Origin of the sequence: Serratia sp. UGAL515B_01, assembly GCF_033095805.1 — a bacterium.
Classification (GTDB): domain Bacteria; phylum Pseudomonadota; class Gammaproteobacteria; order Enterobacterales; family Enterobacteriaceae; genus Chania.
The window spans coordinates 3,971,867-3,995,490 of record NZ_CP109901.1 but is presented as its reverse complement, the minus strand read 5'-3'; the positions used below and the strand labels follow the sequence as shown (position 1 = coordinate 3,995,490).

The window sequence follows — 23,624 nt, the reverse complement described above, 5'->3', positions numbered from 1 at the left end:
GTGGCTACACTCTTCGGCCCGATAAGCTTGCCAATACCCATACCTGATTCTAAAAGACCGGACCCTATGTGCCTACCATTACGCGATTTTCGTTAGGTAACCAGAAGATAGCACGTTTTTATAAGGGCCTTCTGGATGCTGGGATTATCCTCTGCGTATCATGCATTCGCGTTTGTTGCCGGTTAACACCTTATCGGCTCGCCAAAATGATTGAAAACCTATATAGGTCCTGCTCACCTATTGGGTATTACAGTGATCCTGCTCGACTACAGGTTTCAAAGCTTCTGTAGCAAAGCGAATACCTCGTTGGCTGAAATTGAAGCCATACAGTGGTCAGATGATGTTATAGCGTGTTGATTCTGCCCATAGCCCCCAATCAAACCAGGATCGGTTGGGCCAAACAAGGTAATGTTCGGGCGATCCAGCGCAGCAGCCAGGTGACTAAGCCCGGTATCAACCGAAACCACTGTTTTTGCTCCTGCCAGCACTTCTGCCACCTGTTGCAAACTCAGCTTCGCCAGCACTTCAACATGCGGAAAGCCTTCTGCCAATCTCAAGGCGCGCTGGTGTTCATGCGCGGCACCCCAAGGCAGCTTGATCCTCATTCCGGTGGGGGCGATCAGTTGGATAAGCTCGCGCCAATTTTTCTCCGGCCAGTGTTTTTCATCACGCGTGGTAGCGTGTAGAAAAACCAGATATTGCCCGGCGTCAGTAGGAGGATGGCTGAGGAAATGGGTGGCAATCGCGTAGTCACCTTTATTCTGCGGTTTTTCAAAACCCAGGCTTTTAGCAAACAGTTCGCGAATGCGTTCTACAGCATGTTGTTGCTTATCAATCTTGTGGCGATGATTGTAGAACCAACTGGCAAATGGCTCACGTGCGCTTTTACAATCAAGGCCGTGCTTGCTGCCACGAGCAATACGCGTCACCAAGGCTGCACTCTTCATCAAGCCCTGAGCGTCGATCACGATATCATAGCTGCGCTCTTGCACTTTGCGCTTGAAATCGCAGCGCTGCTGACGTGCTTCTGGACCAAACCAGTTTTTACGCCAGCGGCGAATAGCTACCGGAATGACCCGGTCAACGGCAGGATGCCAACTAGGAATTTGGCTGAACCCCTCCTCTACCACCCAATCAAAACGGATACCGGGAATAGCACGCATAGCATCGGTCAACGCGGGTAGCGCATGCAGTACATCCCCCATCGAAGAGGTTTTCACGATCAGGACCTGCATGGTTATTCCTCGCTGGCAGCAATTAGTGGCGTCAGCGCGTCTAACACCTGTCGCGGTTGGATATCAATCAGACTTTGGTGATAGCCCTGGTCGGCATCACCTTTTCGGACTTTGTGATAGCCACTGACCAAGCGGATCACTTTAGCTTGCTTAGACAATGGCGGAGTGAAATCTGGACTGCTTGGGCCATACAACGCTATCAGCGGTTTACTCAATGCCGCGGCAACGTGCATTAACCCAGAATCATTACTTACCACGGCCCGGCAAGAGGCCAATAAGATCACGGCCTGTTCAAGTTGGGTTTCCCCTGCCAGATTGACACAAAAATCACGGACGCTTTCAGCCAAAGCCGAACGGATTTGTTCACTGCCTTCGTTATCTTTAGCCGAGCCAAAGAGAACGATTTGGTAGCCTGCCTCGATCAACATTTGCGCCAGCGTCGCGTAGTGGTAATGCGGCCAGCGCTTAGCAGGGCCAAACTCGGCGCCAGGGCAAAAGCCGATAATTGGCCGGTGATCGGTGAGGTTAAACGCCGAAGTGGTTTCTGCAATCTCTTCATCGCTGACCTGCAATTGGGGCCACAACAGCGGTTGGGGCAGATCTTCAGCACGCTGTATACGCTGTTTATCGTAGGCCAACGCGACATAACGTTGCACCATCAGCGGAAAAGCCGCTTTATCCAGCAAACGCAAGTCATTAAGCAGACCGTAACGCATTTCACCGCGCCATCCGGTACGCTGTGGTATGTTGGCGAAGAATGGTACCAAGGCAGATTTAAAAGAGTTGGGCAATACATAGGCGCGACTATAACCGTTCGCACGCAGTGTATGACCCAAACGACGGCGTTCGCCCAAAGCTAGGGCTCCGTGGCCCAATGGCATGGCCAATGCCTGGTTGACTTCGGGCATACGCGCCAGCAAAGGACGGCACCAAGCGGGTGCCATCACGTCAATTTCCGCTGATGGATACTCGGCCTTCAGGGTACGGTAGAGACTTTGCGACATCATCATGTCGCCAACCCACGAAGGGCCAATAACCAGTATTTTCATACCGTTAACAGTTTCCTTCAGCTTAAGCGGTGCGGTTTAACCAGGCCATATATTCTTTAACACCTTCAGCGACGGTTTTAAAGGGCGCATCATAACCGGCAGCACGTAGCTTAGTCAGGTCGGCCTGGGTATACGCCTGATAGCGGCCTTTCAACTTTTCTGGGAACTCAATGTGTTCCACCGCGCCCGACTGATGGTATTCCACTACGGCATCGGCAACCGCTTGGAAGGTTTCCGCACGGCCAGTACCGCAGTTGAAGATACCGGATACACCGCTCTTCCAAAACCACAGATTAACCGCTGCTACGTCGCCAACGTAGATAAAGTCGCGCTTGAAGTTTTCACTGCCGGCGAACAGTTTTGGTGCCTCACCACGGTTAATCTGGTTGTTTAGGTGGAATGCCACACTGGCCATGCTGCCTTTATGGCCTTCACGCGGGCCGTAAACGTTGAAGTAACGGAAACCACATACCTGCGACTCTGCTTCTGGCAGAATTTCACGCACATACTGGTCAAACAGGAACTTGGAATAACCGTAGACGTTCAATGGTTGTTCGTACTGACGCTCTTCGACAAAATTATTGGTACGGCCACCGTAAGTGGCAGCAGAGGAGGCATACAGGAACGGGATTTGGCGATCCAGGCAGAAATGCAAAATGTCTTTAGAATATTGATAGTTGTTGTCCATCATATACTTGCCATCCCACTCGGTGGTGGAAGAACAGGCGCCCTGATGGAAAATAGCGTCGATGTCGCCGAGATCGTCACCGGCCATAATGCTGGCGATGAAATCCTCTTTGTCCATATAGTCAGCAATATCAAGGTCGACCAGATTGACAAATTTGGTACCGTCTTTCAGGTTATCCACTACAAGAATATCACGATACCCTATATCATTCAGTGCCTTAATGATATTACTGCCAATCATGCCCGCACCGCCAGTGACGATAATCATTGGGTTTGCCCCTGTATTCTGCCCGGTAGCGCACAATGCCCCACCCATATGTCCCCATAATAGCATTTCGTATCATTGTGAACATCTCGATGGTTATTAATATCCTGCGCTACTGGCATATGCCATATTTTGCCGTGATATATTCTGCAATTATCATATTCTTTACTTTGCATTATCGTCTGTTTGCCAACAAATCAGTAAAATATGTCGAAATGTCCCTATTTTGGAGATTACCGAATGTCCGCGTCCTTTTATCAGCAACTGGAACAACAACTTACTACTACTCGAACTGAAGGGTTGTTCAAAGAAGAACGGGTTATCACCTCCGCGCAACGGGCTGATATTGCCGTTGCTGATGGCCGTAACGTCATTAATTTCTGCGCCAATAACTATCTCGGGCTAGCCAATCATCCCTCACTGATTGCGGCTGCAAAGGCAGGAATGGATAGTCATGGTTTCGGTATGGCGTCGGTACGATTTATCTGTGGCACACAGGACAGCCACAAGCAACTGGAGCAAAAGCTGGCCGATTTTCTGGGAATGGAAGACGCCATTCTCTATTCCTCTTGTTTTGATGCTAACGGTGGGCTGTTTGAAACCTTGCTCGGCCCGGAAGATGCCATTATTTCAGATGCCTTAAATCATGCTTCGATCATCGACGGTGTTCGCCTTTGTAAGGCAAAACGCTATCGTTATGCCAATAATGATATGAGACAACTGGCTGAACAGCTTAAGCAGGCCAAGGCCGACGGTGCGCGTCACATCATGATCGCCACAGATGGCGTTTTTTCTATGGATGGTGTAATCGCCAATCTGAAAGGCGTTTGCGATCTGGCGGACGAATACGACGCTCTAGTCATGGTCGATGACTCGCATGCAGTAGGTTTTGTCGGCGCGAATGGGCGTGGAACGCATGAATACTGCGAAGTGATGGACCGCGTCGATATCATTACCGGTACGTTAGGTAAAGCGTTAGGCGGCGCATCCGGTGGCTACACGGCAGCGAAGAAAGAAGTCGTGGAGTGGCTACGTCAGCGTTCACGTCCTTATCTGTTCTCCAACTCGCTGGCCCCAGCAATTGTGGCGGCGTCTATCAAGGTATTGGAACTGCTGGAAGAAGGAGATGACCTGCGTGAGCGCCTGTGGGTAAATGCCCGTCTGTTCCGTGAAAAAATGACCGCAGCAGGCTTTACCCTTGCAGGGGCCGATCATGCCATCATTCCGGTGATGTTAGGAGAGGCCAAACTGGCACAGGACTTTGCCAATGCACTGCTTAAGGAAGGCATCTATGTCACAGGGTTCTTCTACCCAGTAGTGCCAAAAGGTCAGGCGCGTATCCGTACCCAGATGTCCGCCGACCACTCACCGGAACAGATTGAACGTGCCATTGAGGCGTTTATCCGAGTTGGTAAAACGCTTGGCGTCATTGCATAAGGTATCCTAATGAAAGCATTGTCTAAATTGAAAGCGGAAGAAGGTATCTGGATGACCGATGTGCCCGAGCCAGAACTGGGGCATAACGATGTCATGATCAAGATCCGTAAAACTGCAATCTGCGGTACTGATGTGCACATCTATAACTGGGACGATTGGTCCCAAAAAACCATTCCAGTCCCCATGGTGGTAGGTCATGAGTATGTGGGAGAAGTGGTAGCGATTGGCCAGGAAGTCAAAGGTTTCAATATCGGTGACCGCGTTTCTGGGGAAGGGCATATCACCTGCGGGCACTGCCGTAACTGCCGTGGTGGCCGCACGCATCTGTGCCGTAATACCACTGGCGTGGGCGTTAACCGCCCTGGGGCATTCGCTGAGTACCTGGTGATCCCGGCGTTTAATGCCTTCAAAATCCCGGATAATATCTCGGATGAATTGGCTTCGATTTTCGATCCGTTTGGTAATGCGGTGCACACTGCATTGTCTTTCGATCTGGTTGGGGAGGATGTGCTGGTTTCTGGTGCAGGCCCGATAGGCATCATGGCGGCAGCAGTGTGCAAACACGTCGGCGCGCGCTATGTGGTGATCACCGATGTGAATGAATATCGACTGGAACTGGCGCGTAAAATGGGCGTTACCCGTGCGGTGAATGTCAGCAAAGAAAGCCTGAACGATGTGATGGCTGAACTTGGCATGACGGAAGGGTTTGACGTCGGTCTGGAGATGTCTGGTGCGCCACCGGCATTCCGTACTTTGCTGAATGCCATGAACCACGGTGGCCGGATCGCAATGTTAGGTATTCCACCATCAGATATGTCTATCGACTGGAATCAGGTCATTTTCAAGGGGCTATTTATCAAGGGGATTTATGGCCGTGAAATGTTTGAAACCTGGTACAAGATGGCAGCATTGATCCAATCGGGTTTGGATCTGACGCCAATCATTACCCACCGCTTCTCGATTGACGAGTTCCAGCAGGGCTTTGATGTCATGCGCTCGGGTCAGTCCGGGAAAGTTGTTTTGAGCTGGGATTAATGTAACAGGCGGAACTCAGGTTCCGCTAATTCCCCTATTTTATAGCTTGGTTTGCGCAGAACCTATCCAGTTTTGCCAAAGGTTCTTGATGACTACAGCGACTGGCGATTGCACCAGACTCTCTCCGATTAAGCTCAGTACCTGGCTCGCATTCACACCTTCTTTTGGCAATGTGATCTTGCATTGCTTGATTGCGCCGGTAAACGGATTTTTTGGCTTCGTCTTGTTCGGCTTCGGTAGCTGAGCATGGTCACCACCGTGTCGTTGCGGTTCATTAAGCAATGAACTGGGTTTCACCAGCATAATATCGCCGGGTAACGTCGCCAACATTTGTTGCAGTACCTTGACCGTCGCGGGTCGCGGGTGGCCAATAGCGATGGCTGAGCCGTGGCGGCGGGCTAAATCAACGGCACGGTTAAACTGACGGCGTATATCGTCCGGGTTAGCGGTATCGTCAAGAAACACCTTACGTTTGATCACCCGCACGCCTGTGCCTACTGCTGCGGGTGTTGCCTGACTGTTACCGATGGTCATACTGTCGAGAAAATAAAGATGGTAGCCTTCAAGTGCCTGCATCACTTTCTGCATACCCGACAGGTTTGAGGTCATGGCGCTGCCCATGTGGTTGTTCATTCCTACCGCATAAGGCACATTATTCACCGCGTTACGGATAATACGCTGTATCTCTTCACTGCTCATAGTAGGTTGCAATGTGTCGCGCTCAAGCGACTGTTTACTGAGCGGAGCCATTGGCATATGGATCAAAACTTCACGTCCCTGGCTATGAGCTTTGCTAGCCATCAGGCGAGCATGTGGTGCATTGGGCAACACGGCCACAGAGATTGCCACAGGCATTTGCAGTACCGCATTCTCTTCATGTGGTCGATAACCCACGTCATCGATCACAATCGAAAGCTTTCCTGCTTGCGCAGCGCTAGCCAGCAATAAAGCCCACAACAGCAGAACAATGTGCGTTTTGGTATAGTGCAAACCTACCTTCCCAACCACGGTTGTGGGTTAACCGCCTGACCCTGGCGACGGATTTCGAAATAGAGCGACGGCGTTCCTTGGCCACCACTGGTACCAACGAGAGCGATAGGCTGACCGGCACGCACCTGCGCACCAACATTGACCAGTGCGCTCTGGTTGTAACCATACAGACTCATATCCCCCTTACCGTGTTCAACCACCACCACCAGGCCATAGCCTTGCAACCAGTCGGCAAGCAGAACGCGCCCATCAGCGATCGCTTTCACTTCACTACCTTCTCTTGCTTCAATCACCATACCTTTCCAGCGTAATTCACCTTGCAATTGTTCGCCAAAGCGGTGCTCAACCCGGCCACGTACCGGCCATACGGCTTGCCCTTCAGGCCTGCCCAGACCACCGGTTCGCGCCATCAATGAACGTTCACCTTCGCTGGGTTTATAGCTGGTGCCGGTTTTCTTCGCCTGCTGCTCCTTAGCCTTGACCTGCTCGCGTACTTTTGCTGCCTCACGTGCTTCACGTTCTGCACGGGCTTTGGCTTCACGCTCAGCACGGGCAATTTGATCGCGCAAACGGGCTTCGTTTTGACGCAGTTCAACTAGCCGCCGCTGATCTTTTTCCAGTGAGGCTTCCAGCGCCGTCAGGGTCTTTTTACGCGCACTGCGTGCTTGTTCCAGCTTTTTTTGCTGGATCTGCTGCTCGTTGAGTAGTGATTTCTGTTGGCTCTGTTTAGTGACCAGCAAACTCTTCTGTTTCGACAACTGACTTCGGGTTTGCTTCAGTTGCTCAATAGATTGCTGACGTGCTTCATTTAGATAACCAAAATAGGCCAAAATGCGCTCGCTGCGTTGACTCTCTTCGCCACTGAGTATCAGTTGCAATGCGCTGTGCTGCCCCTGACGGAAAGCCGCATCAAGTTGTTTAGCGAGGATCTCTTGCTGGATGGATTGCTCTTTTTGCAATTTGGCAATTGAAGTATTCAAGCCCGTAATATCTTTACCCAGTTCAGTCAGCGAACCCTGGGTGTCATGCAGCACACGGCTAGCTTGTGCGATAGTCTTTTCCTGCAGCTTGAGCTGATCCTGCAGGGAATTACGCTGCTGCTGCTGCTGCTTAACCGCTTTTTCTTTTTCAGCAATGCTCTGTTGAATGTCTTTGAGTTGGGACTTGTTGTCTTCCGCAGCGCTACTGTTGAGCGGCAACAACAACACGCCAGCGAAAAAAAAGCTGGCGCAGACGGCGGCTAACTTCTGTGGCACAGAGCGTTCAGGCAACGATTGGCTGCCTGAGTGTGCGCTTAGAGTCACCTTTAATAGTGCAAAATTCGTCTTCTCCCTCATGAAAAAGGATTATTCCACGATGAACAGCGGCTTACCAGTCATCTCTTGCGGTATCTCCATGCCCATCAGTGCCAGCATGGTTGGTGCAATATCCGATAGTTTGCCACCTTCAACTGCTTTAGCAGATTTGCCGACATAGATAAGGGGTACAGGCAGACTGGTATGTGCGGTATGTGGTTGGCCCGTTGCCGGATCGCGCATTTGCTCGGCATTACCGTGATCGGCAGTGATCAACAACTGACCGTCAACGGCTTTCACCGCATCAACCACCTGTGCGATGCACTTATCCAGCGTTTCGACCGCTTTAACCGCTGCGTCATAGATACCCGTATGGCCGACCATATCACCGTTCGGATAGTTACAGATGATGGCGTCATATTTACCACTGTCGATAGCCTTCAGCAGTTTTTCGGTCAACTCGGCAGAACTCATCTCCGGTTGCAGGTCGTAAGTGGCCACTTTCGGTGAATTGATCAAGATGCGTTCTTCACCTTTGAATGGCTCTTCAACACCACCGTTGTAGAAGAAGGTAACATGAGCGTATTTTTCGGTTTCGGAGATACGCAACTGTGTTTTGTCATGTTTCATCAACCATTCACCCAAAGTGTTGGTCAGTGATGCGGGGGGATAAGCGCAGGCAGTCTGAATGTCGGCAGCGTATTCGGTTAACATAACGAAATCGCAGAATTTGACGACTTTACCGCGAGGAAAACCATCAAAATCCGGATTAATGAAGGCGCGAGTGATCTGGCGCGCACGATCGGCACGGAAGTTCATAAAGATCAGCGCATCGCCGTCGTTCATCTCGGCAGTAGCGTCACCTGCTGCCTGAATCACGGTTGGTTTGACGAATTCGTCGTTTTCGTCACGGGTATAGGTATAGGCAGCCTGCAGTGCGGCAACGGCGTTGTTGGCAGTGTAATCGCCTTTCGCCTGAGTCATCAGGTCGTAAGCCTGTTGCACTCGATCCCAACGATTATCACGATCCATGGCATAATAACGACCAATGACCGAAGCAATACGCCCTGCACCTAGTGCGGCAAATTCATCACTGAAACGTTTCAGTGAATTTTCAGCACTACGTGGTGGTGTATCGCGTCCATCCAGGAAGGCATGCAGATAAATCGCTTTAGCGCCACGCTTTGCTGCCAACTGGATCATCGCCAGAATGTGGTCTTCATGGCTGTGAACACCACCAGGAGAAAGCAGCCCCATGATATGCACCGCTTTATCCGCTTTTACAGCTTTGTCTACAGCGGCTATTAGGATGGAGTTGGTGAAGAAGTCGCCGTCTTTAATTTCTTTATCCAGACGAGTCAGATCCTGATACACGATTCGGCCAGCCCCCAGATTCACATGGCCAACCTCAGAGTTGCCCATTTGCCCATCAGGCAGGCCGACATCTAAACCTGAAGCCGCTATCAGGGTATGTGGCTGTTGTTGCCACAGATAGTCCATGACTGGCGTTTTCGCGTTCAGAATTGCGTTATCCTGTTGATCTTCGCGATGGCCGTAGCCATCCAAAATCACCAGAACCATGGGCTTTTTCTTGCTCGACATTGCAGTAACCTCTTTAATAATCGCTTAAGAACCTATCCCGTTATGACCTGTTTCACTAACCGTTTTGGCCTGGGTAGCGCCATGATGAGCATACACTGCGAGTTATCCAGCCAATAACGCCTATCGGGATAGACTCCAAGTTGTGAATAGCCATCAGCCTGTTACCATTGGAATGATGGCTATTCACTCTCCAAAACCGGACAATTCTACAATGAAACCGGCTCGAAATAGCCCTGAAAGATCAAAGTTGAGTGTGCAGTGAAGACTTTACAGACACAGTTGCGGTAATTTTCCAGTAACGTGCGCAGTTTCTAAATTCGCGCTTGCTTACTGGCTGTATTTGGCGCTTTCGGCAGGTATACTCTGAAACCTTGACTTATTTTTCCCTTAACTGACGGGAGTTGTTACACCCCATGCTGCAAGAAATTATGCAATTTGTCAGCCGACACCCCATACTGAGTCTTGCTTGGGTTGTTCTTCTGGTTGCCGTGATCGTTATGACCTTCAAGAACCGTTTCTCCAAGGTTAAAGAGATAACCCGTGGTGAAGCTACCCTCTTGATTAACAAAGAAGATGCTGTGATAGTTGATACCCGTAGCCGAGACGATTTTCGCAGAGGTCATATCACTAACGCTATCAACCTAACAGCGAGTGAACTAAAAGGTGGCAGCTATGGTGAATTGGAAAAACACAAGGCACAGCCGATCATCGTGGTTTGTGCTAACGGTATGACATCACGCGAACCGGCAGAGCACCTGAGTACAGCGGGTTTTGAAAAAGTTTATACCCTGAAAGACGGCATTGCCGGCTGGAGTGGTGAAAACCTGCCATTGGCCCGTGGTAAATAATTTTTACTATTGTTGAGGGGGTTTTCATGGCTAATATTGAGATCTACACCAAGGCAACCTGTCCATTCTGCCATCGCGCTAAAGCGTTGCTGAACAGCAAGGGCGCTGCGTTCAACGAGATCGCCATTGACGGTGATAACGCGAAACGTGAAGTAATGGTCGCGCGTAGTGGGCGAACCACAGTACCTCAGATTTTCATCAACAACCAACACATTGGCGGTTGTGATGATTTACATGCACTCGATGCTCGCGGTGGATTGGATCCGCTGCTTTAAGTGGGCAGTATACCCAGCCCTTCTATTTTTGGGGTAGAGTATTCCGGTTGCTGAGTGTCAATAAGGATATTTAACCAAAGGTATCAGACAAATGTCAGAACAAAACACCACAGAAATGGCTTTCCAGATCCAACGTATCTACACCAAAGATATTTCATTCGAAGCGCCAAAAGCGCCACAGATATTCCAGCAAGAATGGCAACCAGAAATTAAACTTGATTTGGATACGGCTTCCAGCCAATTGGCTGATGGCGTGTATGAAGTTGTAATGCGCGTAACCGTAACGGCAAGTCTGGGCGAAGAAACCGCGTTCCTGTGTGAGGCTCAACAGGCGGGTATTTTCTCTATCACCGGTATCGAAGGTGCACAACTGGCACATTGCCTCGGAGCATACTGCCCGAATATTTTGTTCCCGTACGCACGTGAGTGCATCACCAGTATGGTTTCACGCGGTACATTCCCGCAGTTGAACTTAGCACCGGTAAACTTTGACGCGCTGTTCATGAACTATCTGCAGCAACAGCAGCAGCAGGCGGAAAGCGAAGGTGCTGCACCACATCAGGATGCCTGATGGATACCAGCAATGCTTCAATGACTGTAATCGGTGCCGGTTCTTACGGCACCGCCTTGGCCATTACGCTGGCGCGTAATGGCCACAAGGTCGTGCTATGGGGGCATAACCCCAAACAGATTCAACTCATGCAGCGCGAACGCTGTAATCAGGCGTTTCTTCCTAACGTTATCTTCCCTGATTCGTTACGACTCGAAGCTGATTTGGCCAGTGCGTTGGCTGCCAGCAACGATGTCCTGGTCGTGGTACCGAGCCACGTCTTTAGCGACGTATTACGTCAGTTAAAACCTCATCTACGCGCAAATGCCCGCATTGTCTGGGCTACTAAAGGCCTAGAAGCAGAAACAGGGCGCCTGTTGCAAGATGTCGCTCGTGAAGCACTGGGGGATGCTATCCCATTGGCAGTGATATCAGGGCCAACGTTCGCCAAAGAGTTGGCTGCCGGGTTGCCAACGGCAATTGCCCTGGCGGCAACCGACGAGAAATTTTCTCAGGATCTCCAGCAACTGTTGCACTGTGGTAAAAGCTTTCGTGTTTACAGCAATCCGGATTTCATTGGGGTGCAGTTGGGTGGGGCAGTAAAAAACGTGATTGCTATCGGTGCAGGTATGTCAGATGGCATCGGCTTTGGTGCAAACGCCCGTACCGCATTGATCACCAGAGGCCTTGCGGAAATGAGCCGTCTTGGCTCCGCTCTGGGTGCTGACCCCTCAACCTTCATGGGGATGGCGGGGTTAGGCGATCTGGTTCTGACCTGCACAGACAATCAATCGCGCAACCGGCGTTTCGGTATTATGCTGGGGCAAGGCTTGGGCGTACAGGAAGCGCAAGACAGTATTGGCCAAGTGGTTGAGGGTTACCGCAATACCAAAGAGGTATTAGCGCTGGCGCAACGCCATGGTGTAGAAATGCCGATTACCGAGCAGATCTATCAGGTGCTGTACTGTGCAAAAAACGCCCGTGAAGCCGCATTAAGCCTGCTTGGCCGAACCAGGAAAGACGAAAAACACAGCACTTGACCTTATTAGCCGTTTTTATGCCAAGCCAGTAAGCACATAGGTATTGTGCCCCAACGAGTAGATAGGCTTAAGCCACTTTGCCGTAACTGTGGCGCGTGGCCTGTTTTGTGGTGCAGGGAGGAAGGTGATGTCTTTAGAAGAGTTAGAACAAGTTTGGAGCTGCGTTAAATCAGAAGCAAGAGCACTGGCTGATTGTGAACCGATGCTGGCTAGCTTTTTCCATGCAACTTTACTCAAGCATGAAAACCTGGGTAGTGCTCTCAGCTATATTCTAGCAAACAAACTGGCTAATCCGATCATGCCAGCCATTGCAGTGCGTGAAGTTGTTGAGGATGCTTACCGCTCCGACAATCAAATGATTGTCTCTGCAGCCCGCGATATTTTGGCGGTACGGTTGCGTGACCCTGCCGTAGATAAATACTCCACACCGTTGCTGTATTTGAAAGGCTTTCATGCCTTACAGGCTTACCGTATTGGACATTGGTTATGGATACAAGGTCGTCAGGCCTTAGCGGTTTACCTGCAAAACCAAATCTCCGTCGCTTTTGGAGTGGATATCCACCCCGCAGCCAATATTGGCTGCGGCATTATGCTCGACCATGCTACAGGTATTGTGATTGGTGAAACCGCCGTGGTGGAGAATAACGTTTCCATTCTACAATCGGTGACTTTGGGAGGAACAGGTAAAACCAGCGGTGATCGCCATCCAAAAATTCGTGAGGGCGTGATGATTGGTGCCGGAGCAAAAATCCTAGGCAATATTGAAGTGGGTAAGGGAGCCAAAATCGGTGCTGGCTCGGTGGTGCTGCAACACGTGCCCCCGCATACCACGGCAGCGGGTGTGCCCGCCCGTATTGTCGGTCGACCTGAAAGTGATACCCCATCAATGGATATGGATCAGTATTTCAACGGGGTTAATCAAGGGTTTGAGTATGGTGATGGTATCTGAACAGCCTATCTGTAGTTATCTTTAAATATCTATTAAATCCCCAAAACCCTTGATAGCCGGTGTATGTAGTGAAATTCATATATCGGTTTATATCTGTATTCCTTGTTATTACTCTTTCATTTTGGGACTATGCTAGGGACTATCGTTAATGTAGCCCCAAAGGTGTAGTCCCATGCCAGCAAAAACCAAGCCACTAACCAACACAGAGATTCGCAGCGCTAAGGCCACCAGCAAAGACCTGTCTTTGTATGATGGTGATGGGCTTATCCTGTATGTAAAGCTGTCGGGATCGAAGGTGTGGAGATTTAGGTACTACAAACCGATCACCGGCAAGCGCCAGACAATGACTATTGGCGCATACCCTGAAATATCGTTAGCGGATGCGCGTCAGCAACGAGAGGATGCCAGGGCATTGCTTGCCAAAGGCATAGATCCGCAGGAGCACAAGCGGGGGATCATAGCTGATGCGTACGAGGCGAAAGTTAACACGTTGGCAAAGGTTGCCGCCGAGTGGCTGGTGGTGAAGCTATCGCAAGACCTCAGCGAGAGTACAATCACTCAGATCAATAGAATGCTCAACGTGTACCTACTACCTTCTATGGGTACGGTGCCAATAACCATGGTTACCCCGCGCCGAGTGATTGAGGCGATGGAACCGCTAAAAGTGGCGGGAAGGCTTGAAACAATACACCGAGCCATTCAGCGCCTACGTGAAATCATGGACTACGCCGCTAACTCTGGTTATATCAACGCCAACCCCATATCACGGATCTCTACCGCATTCAGCCAGCCAGTGAGAACCAATAATCCAACAATCAGGCCGGAGGGATTGCCAAAGCTCTTGCAACTGGTTGCCGTTTCACGCTTAGAGCTGCAAACCCGCTTACTCATCGAGTGGCAATTACTCACAATGACCAGGCCGCGTGAGGCTTCAGAAACTGAATGGAATGAGATAGACATTGAGTCAAAGATTTGGGTTATACCCGCTGATAGGATGAAAATGAAGCGTGAGCACGTCATTCCCCTTTGTCAGCAAGCCCTAGACGTCATTCAAGCTATGCAGGCTATTAGCGGTAATCGCGTGCATGTTTTCCCTTCATTCAAAAACCCACAAAAGCCAATGAGCAGCCAGACGGTAAACATGGCGCTCAAGCGCATGGGGTACAAAGGCGAATTGGTATCTCATGGACTGCGTGCTATTGCCAGCACCGCATTAAACGAAGAAGGGTTTAACCCTGACGTAATTGAGGCGGCACTTGCTCACAGGGGGAAGGATGCTATCAGGAACGCATACAACCGTAGCACCTACCTGGAGCAACGGCGCGTAATGATGGACTTTTGGGGTAACTATGTGGAACAGGCAGCATCCGGGCAGGTTATGGCATCGGGTGGGCTTAAGGGGCTAAGGGTTGTTGCAAGCTGACGAATGTACCGACACATATTGATCTGTGAAATAAACAGACCGTCAGATATGCCATAATTTATGACTTATCCACTGCTGTGAGTAACTATATCTATATTTTACAGATGGTTGACTTGTTTTCTTAATTAAAAACCTCAGTTTATCCACCTTTTTGAAAGGAGCTTTGCGGGTGGATATGTATACAGTGCCAAGCTAAGATAGCATCTATAAACAGATAGTCACCAACGCACGCCAGCAACTACGCCTATGACGCTGGGAGGGATATGATTAATCAAGTTGGTAATGATTGCTATATCGATGCCTGGACATTAATTAAAGATATGTCTGTAAAGTATTCATGTTCTACCGAAGAAGCCGCCGCGCTGTTATTGCGAATGGATGCCTCTACAGGTGTTTCGCTGGATGCAGAATGTGCTGATGAGAGCAACGATATAGAAGCGGACGAAGTTAGCGATAAAGAATCAGAACCAGCTAACGAATTCACCAATGACGCCATCATCACAGAGCATCGACCAAACCGTTCAGCGGGTGTGATTTTTTATGAGTATGATATTGCTGGTGGGTTAAACCGAAATCCAGATTGCAAACATGACGGAATGACCACAGATTACGAGATTGTGAGCGATAAGAAGTCATTTGACGATATTTTATTAGAGGCGATGGAGAGAACTTCCAACAGCTTTCAGTTTAGGTGCTTTACCGTTCTTGAGGCTATCTCAAGAGGTGTTTTCATTAATCCGGTCACTGGAATGGAAACAAACTTGCAAAAAGTAATCCGTTCTAGTGGTGGCGGTTTATGTATGCCATTTGGCTTCAGTCTAAATGAAATATCTAGTCTATTTGAGTCATTGGGTTATGAGCTACCAAAATGCTTAATTGTTTCTAAGCCACCAAAAAGAGAATCAAAAAAACCGGTTTATGTCATTAAGCACCTTCTATCAACTCACCCGGAATACAAGGACATAGCTGATAAGCCCTATGCCATTGCTAAAAAGATGGGTGGGCAGATTGGCACTCATTCCCCTACTGGTCAAACACTCACGGATTGGTTACAAAACGCGGGCTAAACCTAAATTAGCGAATTATCCTTATCTTAGGCTTACAGCCCGTACTTCATCGAACAATATATCTGTATCCACCGGTAAGCCGGTTATTACCAAGGAGTATAGATATATGTCCCTGCTAGATCGCAAAATACTACTCAAGAAAGAAGTTAAAGCCATTCTGCGTATATCGGCAGATAGCGCCTTTGATGAAATGTGGAAAACTCACGACTTCCCTAAACCGATCCGCATTGGCATTCGCCGTACTGGCTGGTATGCCGACGAGGTGGAAGGGTGGTTAAAGGCTCGTGATACCGAGCGCACCGTGAGGGCCGCGTAATGCAAAAGAAAACCCGCACAGAGGCGGGAATTATCGGACAGGTTAGCGCCTACGATAATACCGCTATCCCAACTATCAAGCCAGCACCGAAGAAGCACCGCGCACGTGTCTATATGCTGAAAACCGGTATTAATGGCTGTACTGAGAATGAGATTCTCAGGTATTGCCGCCTATCTTCAGGAAGGAATTATTTTTCAGAGCTAGAAAGGCGTCTTGATATTTGCCTGGAACGACTGGAAGAGAAGAACCCGGACGGTATCGGGAGTCATTTCCGCTATCGCTTTACCTGCCGCGCTGACGTTCTGCGCGTGATCCAGTTGGTAAACCATAACGCCAGCGTGGGTGGTTATTGTGGCCTGTCACAGCACGAAGTTAACGACATTTTGACGCTATACCCGGAATATACCGCCGCTTAATCGGAGCCTGAAATTATGACAATGAAAAATACGGCCAACACTGGCCGGGGCCAAACTCACCCCAAAGAAAGCTACAGCGATATTAACGGTAATGACTTTGCCGCCCTGGTGCCTGTTATTTCCGGTCAGATTGGCGGGCGTGAAAGCAATATCGTAAGCGCCAAGGCATTGCATAAAACGCTTGGTGTGGGGCGTGACCTTTCCACTTGGTTCAATGAACGCATTCGGGAATATGGCTTTGTCCGTGGTGTGGATTACTTTACCGACGATGACCAAAGCGCTGCATGGTTGATTAATGAACAATATTCCCCCGTTTCGGGGAATATTAAAAAGCGTGGCCGTCCTGAGAAAGATTACTACCCCACCTTAGCAACAGCGAAAGAGCTGGCAATGGTAGAGCGCAACGAGCAGGGCCGCGCCGTTCGCCGTTACTTCATCCAATGCGAAGAAGCACTACAGCGCAGTGTTCCAGAGATAGCCGCACGTTTGCGCCGCCAGCTTAAAGCCCGTATCGGTGCTGCTAACCAGTTCAAACCGATGTGCGCCGCGCTTGATGCTGCCCGTGCCGAACAGGGTAAGCAGACCCTACAGCACCACTACAACAACGAGAGCAACATGATTGCCCGGATTGTCCTTGGTGGCCTGACGGCGAAGCAGTGGGCCCAGGTAAACAGCTTAGCTGGCGATCCACGCGACAACATGAACGCGGAGCAACTGGAGCACCTCACCTACCTAGAAAGCACCAACATAACGTTGATCGATATGGGCATGGCCTACGACCAGCGCAAAGCCGAACTATGCCGCCTATCTCAACGTTGGATGGCTAAGCGCCTTGGGGGTAACCATGAATAAGCCCACCAGCAAGCCGCAGCCTAACCAGCGCTACAAAGACGCACACGGCCACCGGGTGACAGTGACCCATGCCGATCACCAGCGTGTGACGTTCTACCGCGACGGATACGAGCATCCATGTGTTCAGCCGTTGGAGCGTTTCAGTAAGGATTATCAGTTGATCGCAGGGGGTGAGGATGAATAGCGCAACCTGCCAGAAAGAAGCTTTTCCCCTGGCTGGCCTGTTATCAATTGTTATGGTGGATTCCGCCAGTTTGTTGTCAAAACTTGACATTGGTAACGCTCAGAACATGTTGACTAATGTTGACATCGAAAGCGCCATAAACCTGTCAAAACCTGACATCGGGGCCGAGGTGGTGTTAGCAATTGTTAGTATCTGGAACCTAATAAAACCTAACATTCTCAGCCCTATAGCTGGTGGCGAAATCCTAAGTAATCCTAAGTTTTTCAGCGCTGCCGAAAAGGTGATTTTTCTCACCTTTATCGATGGTGTGGAAGGTTTTTCTGATGTCACTACACGAGAGGGGAAGGAGTTTTCGGAGTCCATAAAAAAGGGCAGCATTTCAAATGCCACCCTTTGGAACGGTGATCTGCCAGATCGGGACTTTTGCAGAATGCAAAAAAGCATTCTGGAACAGAATCAATCAATTACTAACTCTGGTTTTCTGACAGAAATCAGAGAAATCAAAGAATTGGCGGTAACTACGATATTTTCGCAGTTCGGTACCAGGCGCGTATTTAGCAAGGAGCTAAAAAGCACCTTGGAGCAAAATCAGAATATCGCAGCGGCGCAGGTTAACAGAGTAACTATCAATTACTCTGTTCAGCCCTCTGGCGCTTCCTTGGCCTTCTTGCGCTGGCGACGTTTGATTTCGCCCTGCAAGGCGGAAACAACAAATTGCCCCGTTGTTTCACCTTCTTCTTTTAATTCGTCAATAGCATTCGCCACCTCATGCGGTACCCGCGCGGCTATAGTTTGCGATTTTGCATTAACAGATTTTGTTGCCATGCCTGAGTTACTCCGTAATAGGTGTTCAACAGTATGGCAGAAAGAAAAAGAATGTAAACGCTTGACGTGTTCAACACCTTATCCTAATCTGGTGTTCAACACCTTATCCACAGGTAAGGCACAAGAAGCACAAAAAATAACGAAGCCCGCAGGTGCTACCAACACCAACGGGCCTCTAACTACCACCGTTAAGTACAGTAACGAGGCAGCTATGCAAAATCATACCACACCCTTAACCGGGCGGAATTCACTCACCCAGAATAAGTTCACCTGGCGCTTTCTGGCGATCTCTCGTACTGACCGCAGCGCCAAGCCATGCAGCCTATCTGTAGTGGCATCAAACGAGCGGGAAGCCCGTAAAGTCCTGGCCCCTCACTTCATCCTGTCATTGTCCGCACGGTTGCCCGTTCAGGGGTTTAACCATGTGTAACCTTAAAGCCTTCAACGAATTTAGCCAGCGCCTTAATGCCGTGATAGCCATCGCCAAGGTAATCGAGGGTGACGCGCCAGCAGTGAGGACACACAACCGCATCATGCGCATTCAAGCTATATCAGGACACATTATCAGCGATGTTCTACCCAATATCGCAGACGTTGCCGCACGTAATGCCGTTTATATGTGGCTGGATGCTATCAACGCGATCACCCAAATTGAAGAACACGAAGCGCAGGGGGTAAATCATGGCTAAGTGTGACGTTAAGCAGACACAGGAAAACCACGGCATGAACAAGCTGGAACTGATTGATGCTCGTTGCCGTGTGGAGCAGGCGCAGGCCGTTTTAAGCGTTCTATTGGAAGAAAGAAGCTCCAATGACAGAGAGGTGGCGCTGATAGGAGCGGTTATGTCTTTGCTGGAGTTAGTGCCGGAGGCAATGGAAGAAACGGAATGCGAGTTAGCTGACTACGTTATGCGTAACCACCTGGAGGGCAAATCATGAGCCAAGAAATCACCTTAGAACAGGCAGCGGAAAGGGCGCACCAAGCCGAAATCGTATGTCTCATGATGAAGCATTACCCTGGCAGTTTGGTTGATAGCGAGGTTACCGCGATTGCCGCGTTATTGGCCCGGCTAACCGGTGACGTAGCGGCGTGGTTGATTGAAGAAGAAGCGCAGAGGGAAGGGGGGGGAAATGAGCAGCATGACTAACGCTATAAAACCGGGAAATCCCGGTATTTCCCACATAGAGGCCACGCCTGACGGTATCACCTTTAAAGCACTGAACAATGAAGGCGCTCCCCTGCCAACGCGACTGTTGGGGTATTCCTCTGTTATTCGCCAGCTTGAGCAGGGCGAGTTTGATACAGCGCTACATGATGGGCTGTTTGTAGTCGCTGAAATTTGCACGGCCAGTGTGAATGGATGGCTCAGCCTCTCCAGTGAGCAAATGGTAATTGTTTGGCGTTGGCTGGTGGCATGCCTGTTCATCTGCGAAGAGCGTGATAAAAACGGCGAAGTTAACGTTGAAGACGAGGATAGCGGTACTGACCGGGCGGTTTTCTATGTGGGTGAGTATGGTGCTATTGACATCTATCCGGCCACTGAGCGTTTTTCACTGGCTACCCATATCGAGGGGTTAGCTATTGAAAAGTACGGCGTAGAGGAAGGGTTATCGCTTGCTATCCAGATGTACCAAGACATGACAGAGGTAAATCCTGACGGGGGACAACTGCGTTTGTCACAGATGGGGCGCGGATGGCTGGAAATGCTTCACGATGGATATATAGAAATCATCAATACCGAAGGGGTGCCAGCCGCACCCATGGCGCACTAAGGGGAAGTGATGAAAATTGATTACCTCGACACTGGCGCAATAGCCAAGTTAACCACTACAGGCTTAATTCTCGAATACCGCAGGCATAACCGGGTGCTTGATGCCGTGTTGCTGTCTGCGGATGTTACAGCATCCAGGCGCATTGGTTTGATGATGAAAAGCACAATTACGGGGAAAACACCTGCAGTAATGAGGGCGTACAAAGCAGCGCTAAGGGAGCTAACCAGATGAAGCTAATAACTAAAAACTTCCGTCTTAATGCGCTGGCTAATCAGTATGCAGCGGCGCTATACAACCGCATAACGCAGCAGAGCGGCGGCGAGTTCTTTACCATGAAAGCCGGTGAGCAGGCGATAAGTGTGAATATCCTCGGCGGTGTGTCTGGGGTTCGTATGCTGGTGGATAGCTACTATCTGGAAGCACTACAGCAGAATTACCCGCAGTGGGAGCGATTGGCGATCCATCTGTTTGATCAATACCTGGATGGCAATGATCTGACGCCTGCCGGGTGGCACATCTGGCAGAGCATGGTTAACGACATGAGCGCAACCCTGGCAAGGAATGGAGGGGGGCTTGATGCGTAACATCGACCTGATCCGCGAGGTCACCAAGGCGGCGGCGGGGCGCTGGCCTGATGTACTGCCGATGGTGGGGATTGACGTTCCCGCCAGCCCACGCGCACAGGTAGCCTGTCCTGCATGTGGTGGACGTGATCGTTTCCGGTTCGATGATAACGGGCGCGGTTCTCATTTCTGTAATCAATGCGGCGCGGGTGACGGCTTAGATCTCGTTCGGAAGGTGAACCAGTGTAACGCCACCGAAGCTGCACGGTTGGTTGCTGACGTGCTGGGTATTGATTACCGGGCAGCAGAAAACGGCAACAATGCCACCAGCCAGAATAGCGCCACCGTGGACGCAGACCGGCAGCACCGGGAGGCAGAGCGCCAGCAGGCAGAAGCCGCCGAGCAGGAGCAGAAACGCCAGAAGTTTACCCGCCGTTATACAGCGTTATACAACAGCGCTTCACCGGGTGAATCGGTCTATCTCACCGCCAAAGGGCTGACCGGGTTCACCTTCCCCATGCTGGCAGATGGGCGCTTGCTGGTGGTTCTCACCGATGAAACCGGCACCGTAACGGCAGCGCAGACCATTAGCGCCACCGGGGAAAAGCGGCAGGTAACGGACGGGGCCAAACGTGGAGCATTCCATACCCTGGCAGGCGCACCAGAGCAGCCGCTCACGATCATTATTGCCGAAGGTCTAGCAACCACCTTAACCGCTCACTTGATGCGCCCTGATGCGCTGACGGTGTCCGCTATCGATGCCGGGAACCTGGTACACGTTGCGGAGGCGATGCGCCGTAAGTATCCAGCCGCGCAGATCATCATTGCTGGTGATAATGACTGGCACCTACCGGGCGAACTGGACGAGCACGGCAAGCCGAAGAAGAACAGCGGAAAGATAGGCGCAGAGAAGGCCGCTGCCGCTGTCTCTGGCTGGGTATCACTGCCACCGACAGAGCATAAAGCCGATTGGGACGACTACCGGCAGGAAAACGGCCTGGAAGCCGCTACAGGCGTTTTTAATGAATTCATGTATCAACCAGAGGGGGAGAGCGTGACCGCTGAACTGAAAGCCATTGATGGCGGTAAACAGGACGATACCAAGCGCGATCCGTTAAAGCCTCACGTAGTCAGCCGGAAAGATGGCGTTTTCTGGGTGACACCGAAGGTGGATACAGAGAGCGGGGAAGTGATTAACCATGAAAGCTGGTTATGTTCGCCGCTGGAAGTGATCGGCACTGGACGTGACGACAAAGACCAATATCTTGTTATTCGCTGGCTACCGGCGGGGGAAAGCAACCCCACTACCGCCGCGATCCCCCTTGCTGATATTGGTGAGCGGGAAGGCTGGCGCACGTTGAAAGCGGGCGGCGTGAACGTAACCACAAAGAACACTCTCAGGGCCATCCTGGCCGATTGGCTACAGTGTGGCGGCTCCCGTGATATTTGGCGCGTGGCGCAGGCTACGGGCTGGCAGTGCGGGGCATACATCATGCCAGACGGGGAAATCATCGGCACACCTGAAAGGCCGGTACTGTTCAATGGCCGCAGCGCCGCCGCTGCCGGGTACACCGTCAAGGGAACGCCGGAAAGCTGGCGTGATTCGGTGGCCCAGTTGGCGCGGGGCAATCCCTCCATGATGGCCGGGATCGGTGCGGCACTGGCTGCCCCCCTTATCGGGCTGGCAGGTGTTGACGGTTTCGGCATTCACTTTTACGAGCAATCAAGCGCCGGCAAGACGACCACCGCCAATCTGGCCAGCAGCTTGTACGGTGAACCGGACGCCTTACGGCTAACGTGGTTCGGTACCGCGCTGGGGATTGCCAACGAAGCCGCCGCGCACAATGACGGGCTAATGCCGCTCGATGAGGTAGGCCAAGGGGCTGATCCTGACAGCGTGGCGAAATCGGCCTACACCCTTTTTAACGGCGTGGGAAAACTCCAGGGAGCCAAAGAGGGCGGAAACCGGGATTTGAAGCGCTGGCGAACCGTGGCCCTCAGTACCGGGGAAATGGACATTGAAACCTTCATTGCTACCGCTGGCCGGAAGGTGAAGGCGGGGCAACTGGTGCGCCTGCTTAATATCCCACTGGAGAAGGCGCACCAGTTCCACGGCACGGCAAACGGTAAGGCCCACGCCGACGCCTTGAAAGATGCCTACCAAAGCCACTACGGAGCCGCTGGGCGTTTCTGGATCAAATACCTTGCCGACCACCAGCAACAGGCTATCGCCGCCGTGAGGGAGGCGGAGAGCCGTTGGCGCTCACTGATACCGGCAGACTACGGCGAACAGGTTCACCGGGTAGCCGCTCGTTTTGCCGTATTGGAAGCCGCCCTGGTGCTGGGCAATGTGGTGACTGGCTGGGATGTGCAGGAGTGCCGTGACGCGATACAGCACAACTTCAACGCCTGGATCAAAGAGTTTGGCACCGGCAACAAGGAGCACCAGCAGATTATCGAGGCTACCGAAGCATTCCTAAATGCCCACGGCTTGAGCCGGTTCGCGCCCCTTCCCTATGACCCCCAGAGCTTACCTATTCGTGACTTGGCCGGGTACCGGGACAAGGGGAAAAGTGATTGTGACGCCATGGTGTTCTACACGTTTCCGGCAGCGTTTGAGGATGAGATAGCGCGAGGGTTCAACTCGAAGCATTTTGCCAAGGCACTGGCAGAAGCCGGGATGCTGACACCGCCAGCCAGTGGGAGAGGCTTTCAACGGAAATCACCGCGCATTGATGGGCGGCAGATCAACGTTTATGTGATCCACCACCTACCGGAGAGCGACCCTCCAGAGGAATAACTTTTCTTACACACGAGAAAATCATGTTGGTTCAGTTGGTTCAGTTGGTTCAATTTGTAAAGATGTCTGTTTTTAAAGGATATTATTTTTCAAAAGTGCCGATTTTGAACCAACATTGAACCAACAAATGCCCGTTTTGAACCAACAA

General features: G+C 50.9%; 28 protein-coding genes. 21 read left to right on the top strand and 7 right to left on the bottom strand.

The genetic code is table 11. The features are described from left to right. Positions 1-275: 275 nt before the first annotated feature. The 3 genes from rfaC to rfaD are packed head-to-tail and all read right to left on the bottom strand — an operon-like array spanning position 276 to position 3,239. Positions 276-1,235: a lipopolysaccharide heptosyltransferase RfaC gene (gene rfaC / locus OK023_RS18070; protein ID WP_317694006.1), complete on the bottom strand. Its 960-nt coding sequence runs from the start codon at positions 1,233-1,235 to the stop codon at positions 276-278. A 2-nt stretch (positions 1,236-1,237) separates the two neighbouring features. Further along, complete coding sequence (gene rfaF / locus OK023_RS18065) at positions 1,238-2,284, bottom strand: ADP-heptose--LPS heptosyltransferase RfaF (RefSeq protein WP_317694005.1); 1,047 nt, start codon at positions 2,282-2,284, stop codon at positions 1,238-1,240. Between the two features lie 22 nt (positions 2,285-2,306). Beyond that, a complete protein-coding gene (gene rfaD / locus OK023_RS18060; RefSeq protein WP_317694004.1) occupies positions 2,307-3,239 on the bottom strand; it encodes an ADP-glyceromanno-heptose 6-epimerase in 933 nt (310 codons plus the stop codon). 237 nt (positions 3,240-3,476) lie between these two features. Between rfaD and kbl the strand changes: the two genes are divergently transcribed. Together kbl and tdh are read left to right on the top strand one after the other, a co-directional pair. Beyond that, positions 3,477-4,673 carry a glycine C-acetyltransferase gene (kbl, locus tag OK023_RS18055; protein ID WP_317694003.1) on the top strand — a complete coding sequence of 399 codons (1,197 nt, stop codon included), beginning with the start codon at positions 3,477-3,479 and terminating at the stop codon, positions 4,671-4,673. 9 nt (positions 4,674-4,682) lie between these two features. After that, positions 4,683-5,708 (top strand): L-threonine 3-dehydrogenase, encoded by a 1,026-nt coding sequence (gene tdh, locus OK023_RS18050; protein ID WP_317694002.1) that lies wholly within the window; start codon positions 4,683-4,685, stop codon positions 5,706-5,708. Positions 5,709-5,747: 39 nt separating this feature from the next. On the opposite strand, the gene OK023_RS18045 is transcribed toward tdh, so the two are convergent. From OK023_RS18045 to gpmM, 3 genes are read right to left on the bottom strand one after another with little or no spacing between them, the layout of a single operon-like run. Beyond that, entirely contained in the window at positions 5,748-6,698 is a 951-nt protein-coding gene (locus OK023_RS18045; protein ID WP_317694001.1) for a divergent polysaccharide deacetylase family protein, read from the bottom strand. A gap of 2 nt (positions 6,699-6,700) precedes the next feature. After that, the gene (gene envC, locus OK023_RS18040; protein WP_317694000.1) at positions 6,701-8,035 is read right to left on the bottom strand and encodes a murein hydrolase activator EnvC; all 1,335 of its coding nucleotides are present in this window, start codon (positions 8,033-8,035) and stop codon (positions 6,701-6,703) included. Positions 8,036-8,044: 9 nt separating this feature from the next. Continuing rightward, the gene (gpmM, locus tag OK023_RS18035; protein ID WP_317693999.1) at positions 8,045-9,595 is read right to left on the bottom strand and encodes a 2,3-bisphosphoglycerate-independent phosphoglycerate mutase; all 1,551 of its coding nucleotides are present in this window, start codon (positions 9,593-9,595) and stop codon (positions 8,045-8,047) included. A gap of 413 nt (positions 9,596-10,008) precedes the next feature. Between gpmM and OK023_RS18030 the strand changes: the two genes are divergently transcribed. From OK023_RS18030 to OK023_RS17980, 11 genes are all read left to right on the top strand, one after another. Further along, positions 10,009-10,443: a rhodanese-like domain-containing protein gene (locus OK023_RS18030; protein ID WP_317693998.1), complete on the top strand. Its 435-nt coding sequence runs from the start codon at positions 10,009-10,011 to the stop codon at positions 10,441-10,443. 26 nt (positions 10,444-10,469) lie between these two features. Continuing rightward, positions 10,470-10,718: a glutaredoxin 3 gene (grxC, locus tag OK023_RS18025; protein ID WP_317693997.1), complete on the top strand. Its 249-nt coding sequence runs from the start codon at positions 10,470-10,472 to the stop codon at positions 10,716-10,718. 91 nt (positions 10,719-10,809) lie between these two features. Next, positions 10,810-11,289 carry a protein-export chaperone SecB gene (gene secB / locus OK023_RS18020; RefSeq protein ID WP_317693996.1) on the top strand — a complete coding sequence of 160 codons (480 nt, stop codon included), beginning with the start codon at positions 10,810-10,812 and terminating at the stop codon, positions 11,287-11,289. Next, entirely contained in the window at positions 11,289-12,308 is a 1,020-nt protein-coding gene (gpsA, locus tag OK023_RS18015; protein WP_317693995.1) for an NAD(P)H-dependent glycerol-3-phosphate dehydrogenase, read from the top strand. Before secB ends, gpsA begins: the two co-directional genes overlap by 1 nt. A 127-nt stretch (positions 12,309-12,435) precedes the next feature. After that, positions 12,436-13,257, top strand: a complete 822-nt coding sequence (gene cysE / locus OK023_RS18010) for a serine O-acetyltransferase (RefSeq protein ID WP_317693994.1) — start codon at positions 12,436-12,438, stop codon at positions 13,255-13,257. Between the two features lie 172 nt (positions 13,258-13,429). Continuing rightward, positions 13,430-14,680, top strand: coding sequence for an integrase domain-containing protein (locus tag OK023_RS18005; protein ID WP_317693993.1), 1,251 nt, complete (start codon positions 13,430-13,432; stop codon positions 14,678-14,680). Positions 14,681-14,943: 263 nt separating this feature from the next. After that, the gene (locus OK023_RS18000; protein WP_317693992.1) at positions 14,944-15,747 is read left to right on the top strand and encodes a hypothetical protein; all 804 of its coding nucleotides are present in this window, start codon (positions 14,944-14,946) and stop codon (positions 15,745-15,747) included. A 106-nt stretch (positions 15,748-15,853) separates the two neighbouring features. Beyond that, entirely contained in the window at positions 15,854-16,063 is a 210-nt protein-coding gene (locus tag OK023_RS17995; RefSeq protein ID WP_037400253.1) for a helix-turn-helix transcriptional regulator, read from the top strand. Further along, a complete protein-coding gene (locus tag OK023_RS17990; protein ID WP_317693991.1) occupies positions 16,063-16,479 on the top strand; it encodes a hypothetical protein in 417 nt (138 codons plus the stop codon). Before OK023_RS17995 ends, OK023_RS17990 begins: the two co-directional genes overlap by 1 nt. Before the next feature lie 15 nt (positions 16,480-16,494). Further along, positions 16,495-17,331, top strand: coding sequence for an antA/AntB antirepressor family protein (locus OK023_RS17985; RefSeq protein WP_411569368.1), 837 nt, complete (start codon positions 16,495-16,497; stop codon positions 17,329-17,331). Beyond that, positions 17,324-17,515, top strand: a complete 192-nt coding sequence (locus OK023_RS17980) for a DUF4222 domain-containing protein (RefSeq protein WP_317693990.1) — start codon at positions 17,324-17,326, stop codon at positions 17,513-17,515. Before OK023_RS17985 ends, OK023_RS17980 begins: the two co-directional genes overlap by 8 nt. Before the next feature lie 639 nt (positions 17,516-18,154). Here the strand turns inward: OK023_RS17980 and OK023_RS17975 are convergent. Then, entirely contained in the window at positions 18,155-18,340 is a 186-nt protein-coding gene (locus OK023_RS17975) for a YlcI/YnfO family protein (RefSeq protein ID WP_317693989.1), read from the bottom strand. Here OK023_RS17975 and OK023_RS17970 point away from each other — a divergent pair. The 8 genes from OK023_RS17970 to OK023_RS17935 are packed head-to-tail and all read left to right on the top strand — an operon-like array spanning position 18,339 to position 23,476. After that, positions 18,339-18,770: a host cell division inhibitor Icd-like protein gene (locus OK023_RS17970; RefSeq protein ID WP_317693988.1), complete on the top strand. Its 432-nt coding sequence runs from the start codon at positions 18,339-18,341 to the stop codon at positions 18,768-18,770. The genes OK023_RS17975 and OK023_RS17970 overlap by 2 nt on opposite strands. Continuing rightward, positions 18,763-19,029: a hypothetical protein gene (locus tag OK023_RS17965; protein WP_317693987.1), complete on the top strand. Its 267-nt coding sequence runs from the start codon at positions 18,763-18,765 to the stop codon at positions 19,027-19,029. Before OK023_RS17970 ends, OK023_RS17965 begins: the two co-directional genes overlap by 8 nt. Continuing rightward, on the top strand, positions 19,022-19,279 hold the full coding sequence (locus OK023_RS17960) for a hypothetical protein (RefSeq protein WP_317693986.1): 258 nt from the start codon (positions 19,022-19,024) through the stop codon (positions 19,277-19,279). Before OK023_RS17965 ends, OK023_RS17960 begins: the two co-directional genes overlap by 8 nt. Beyond that, on the top strand, positions 19,276-19,488 hold the full coding sequence (locus tag OK023_RS17955) for a hypothetical protein (protein ID WP_317693985.1): 213 nt from the start codon (positions 19,276-19,278) through the stop codon (positions 19,486-19,488). Before OK023_RS17960 ends, OK023_RS17955 begins: the two co-directional genes overlap by 4 nt. Beyond that, a complete protein-coding gene (locus OK023_RS17950) occupies positions 19,472-20,113 on the top strand; it encodes a hypothetical protein (RefSeq protein WP_317693984.1) in 642 nt (213 codons plus the stop codon). Before OK023_RS17955 ends, OK023_RS17950 begins: the two co-directional genes overlap by 17 nt. A gap of 9 nt (positions 20,114-20,122) precedes the next feature. Beyond that, on the top strand, positions 20,123-20,344 hold the full coding sequence (locus OK023_RS17945) for a hypothetical protein (RefSeq protein WP_317693983.1): 222 nt from the start codon (positions 20,123-20,125) through the stop codon (positions 20,342-20,344). Further along, positions 20,341-20,697, top strand: coding sequence for a hypothetical protein (locus OK023_RS17940; protein ID WP_317693982.1), 357 nt, complete (start codon positions 20,341-20,343; stop codon positions 20,695-20,697). Before OK023_RS17945 ends, OK023_RS17940 begins: the two co-directional genes overlap by 4 nt. Beyond that, positions 20,690-23,476, top strand: a complete 2,787-nt coding sequence (locus OK023_RS17935) for a DUF927 domain-containing protein (RefSeq protein WP_317693981.1) — start codon at positions 20,690-20,692, stop codon at positions 23,474-23,476. Before OK023_RS17940 ends, OK023_RS17935 begins: the two co-directional genes overlap by 8 nt. The last annotated feature ends 148 nt before the right edge of the window (positions 23,477-23,624 follow it).

What these genes read in the sequence shown, in the direction of transcription:
- cysE (WP_317693994.1), top strand. Translation starts at nt 12,436, where the DNA reads ATGTCTTTAGAAGAGTTAGAACAAGTTTGGAGCTGCGTTAAATCAGAA.
- OK023_RS17960 (WP_317693986.1), top strand. Translation starts at nt 19,022, where the DNA reads ATGGCTAAGTGTGACGTTAAGCAGACACAGGAAAACCACGGCATGAAC.
- gpmM (WP_317693999.1), bottom strand. Translation starts at nt 9,595, where the DNA reads ATGTCGAGCAAGAAAAAGCCCATGGTTCTGGTGATTTTGGATGGCTAC.
- kbl (WP_317694003.1), top strand. Translation starts at nt 3,477, where the DNA reads ATGTCCGCGTCCTTTTATCAGCAACTGGAACAACAACTTACTACTACT.
- OK023_RS17990 (WP_317693991.1), top strand. Translation starts at nt 16,063, where the DNA reads ATGCAAAAGAAAACCCGCACAGAGGCGGGAATTATCGGACAGGTTAGC.
- OK023_RS17995 (WP_037400253.1), top strand. Translation starts at nt 15,854, where the DNA reads ATGTCCCTGCTAGATCGCAAAATACTACTCAAGAAAGAAGTTAAAGCC.
- tdh (WP_317694002.1), top strand. Translation starts at nt 4,683, where the DNA reads ATGAAAGCATTGTCTAAATTGAAAGCGGAAGAAGGTATCTGGATGACC.
- OK023_RS17955 (WP_317693985.1), top strand. Translation starts at nt 19,276, where the DNA reads ATGAGCCAAGAAATCACCTTAGAACAGGCAGCGGAAAGGGCGCACCAA.
- rfaD (WP_317694004.1), bottom strand. Translation starts at nt 3,239, where the DNA reads ATGATTATCGTCACTGGCGGTGCGGGCATGATTGGCAGTAATATCATT.
- gpsA (WP_317693995.1), top strand. Translation starts at nt 11,289, where the DNA reads ATGGATACCAGCAATGCTTCAATGACTGTAATCGGTGCCGGTTCTTAC.
- grxC (WP_317693997.1), top strand. Translation starts at nt 10,470, where the DNA reads ATGGCTAATATTGAGATCTACACCAAGGCAACCTGTCCATTCTGCCAT.
- OK023_RS17970 (WP_317693988.1), top strand. Translation starts at nt 18,339, where the DNA reads ATGCCTGAGTTACTCCGTAATAGGTGTTCAACAGTATGGCAGAAAGAA.
- OK023_RS17985 (WP_411569368.1), top strand. Translation starts at nt 16,495, where the DNA reads ATGACAATGAAAAATACGGCCAACACTGGCCGGGGCCAAACTCACCCC.
- OK023_RS17980 (WP_317693990.1), top strand. Translation starts at nt 17,324, where the DNA reads ATGAATAAGCCCACCAGCAAGCCGCAGCCTAACCAGCGCTACAAAGAC.
- OK023_RS18005 (WP_317693993.1), top strand. Translation starts at nt 13,430, where the DNA reads ATGCCAGCAAAAACCAAGCCACTAACCAACACAGAGATTCGCAGCGCT.
- rfaC (WP_317694006.1), bottom strand. Translation starts at nt 1,235, where the DNA reads ATGCAGGTCCTGATCGTGAAAACCTCTTCGATGGGGGATGTACTGCAT.
- OK023_RS17940 (WP_317693982.1), top strand. Translation starts at nt 20,341, where the DNA reads ATGAAGCTAATAACTAAAAACTTCCGTCTTAATGCGCTGGCTAATCAG.
- OK023_RS17950 (WP_317693984.1), top strand. Translation starts at nt 19,472, where the DNA reads ATGAGCAGCATGACTAACGCTATAAAACCGGGAAATCCCGGTATTTCC.
- OK023_RS18030 (WP_317693998.1), top strand. Translation starts at nt 10,009, where the DNA reads ATGCTGCAAGAAATTATGCAATTTGTCAGCCGACACCCCATACTGAGT.
- OK023_RS18000 (WP_317693992.1), top strand. Translation starts at nt 14,944, where the DNA reads ATGATTAATCAAGTTGGTAATGATTGCTATATCGATGCCTGGACATTA.
- OK023_RS17975 (WP_317693989.1), bottom strand. Translation starts at nt 18,340, where the DNA reads ATGGCAACAAAATCTGTTAATGCAAAATCGCAAACTATAGCCGCGCGG.
- secB (WP_317693996.1), top strand. Translation starts at nt 10,810, where the DNA reads ATGTCAGAACAAAACACCACAGAAATGGCTTTCCAGATCCAACGTATC.
- rfaF (WP_317694005.1), bottom strand. Translation starts at nt 2,284, where the DNA reads ATGAAAATACTGGTTATTGGCCCTTCGTGGGTTGGCGACATGATGATG.
- OK023_RS17945 (WP_317693983.1), top strand. Translation starts at nt 20,123, where the DNA reads ATGAAAATTGATTACCTCGACACTGGCGCAATAGCCAAGTTAACCACT.
- envC (WP_317694000.1), bottom strand. Translation starts at nt 8,035, where the DNA reads ATGAGGGAGAAGACGAATTTTGCACTATTAAAGGTGACTCTAAGCGCA.
- OK023_RS17965 (WP_317693987.1), top strand. Translation starts at nt 18,763, where the DNA reads ATGTGTAACCTTAAAGCCTTCAACGAATTTAGCCAGCGCCTTAATGCC.
- OK023_RS17935 (WP_317693981.1), top strand. Translation starts at nt 20,690, where the DNA reads ATGCGTAACATCGACCTGATCCGCGAGGTCACCAAGGCGGCGGCGGGG.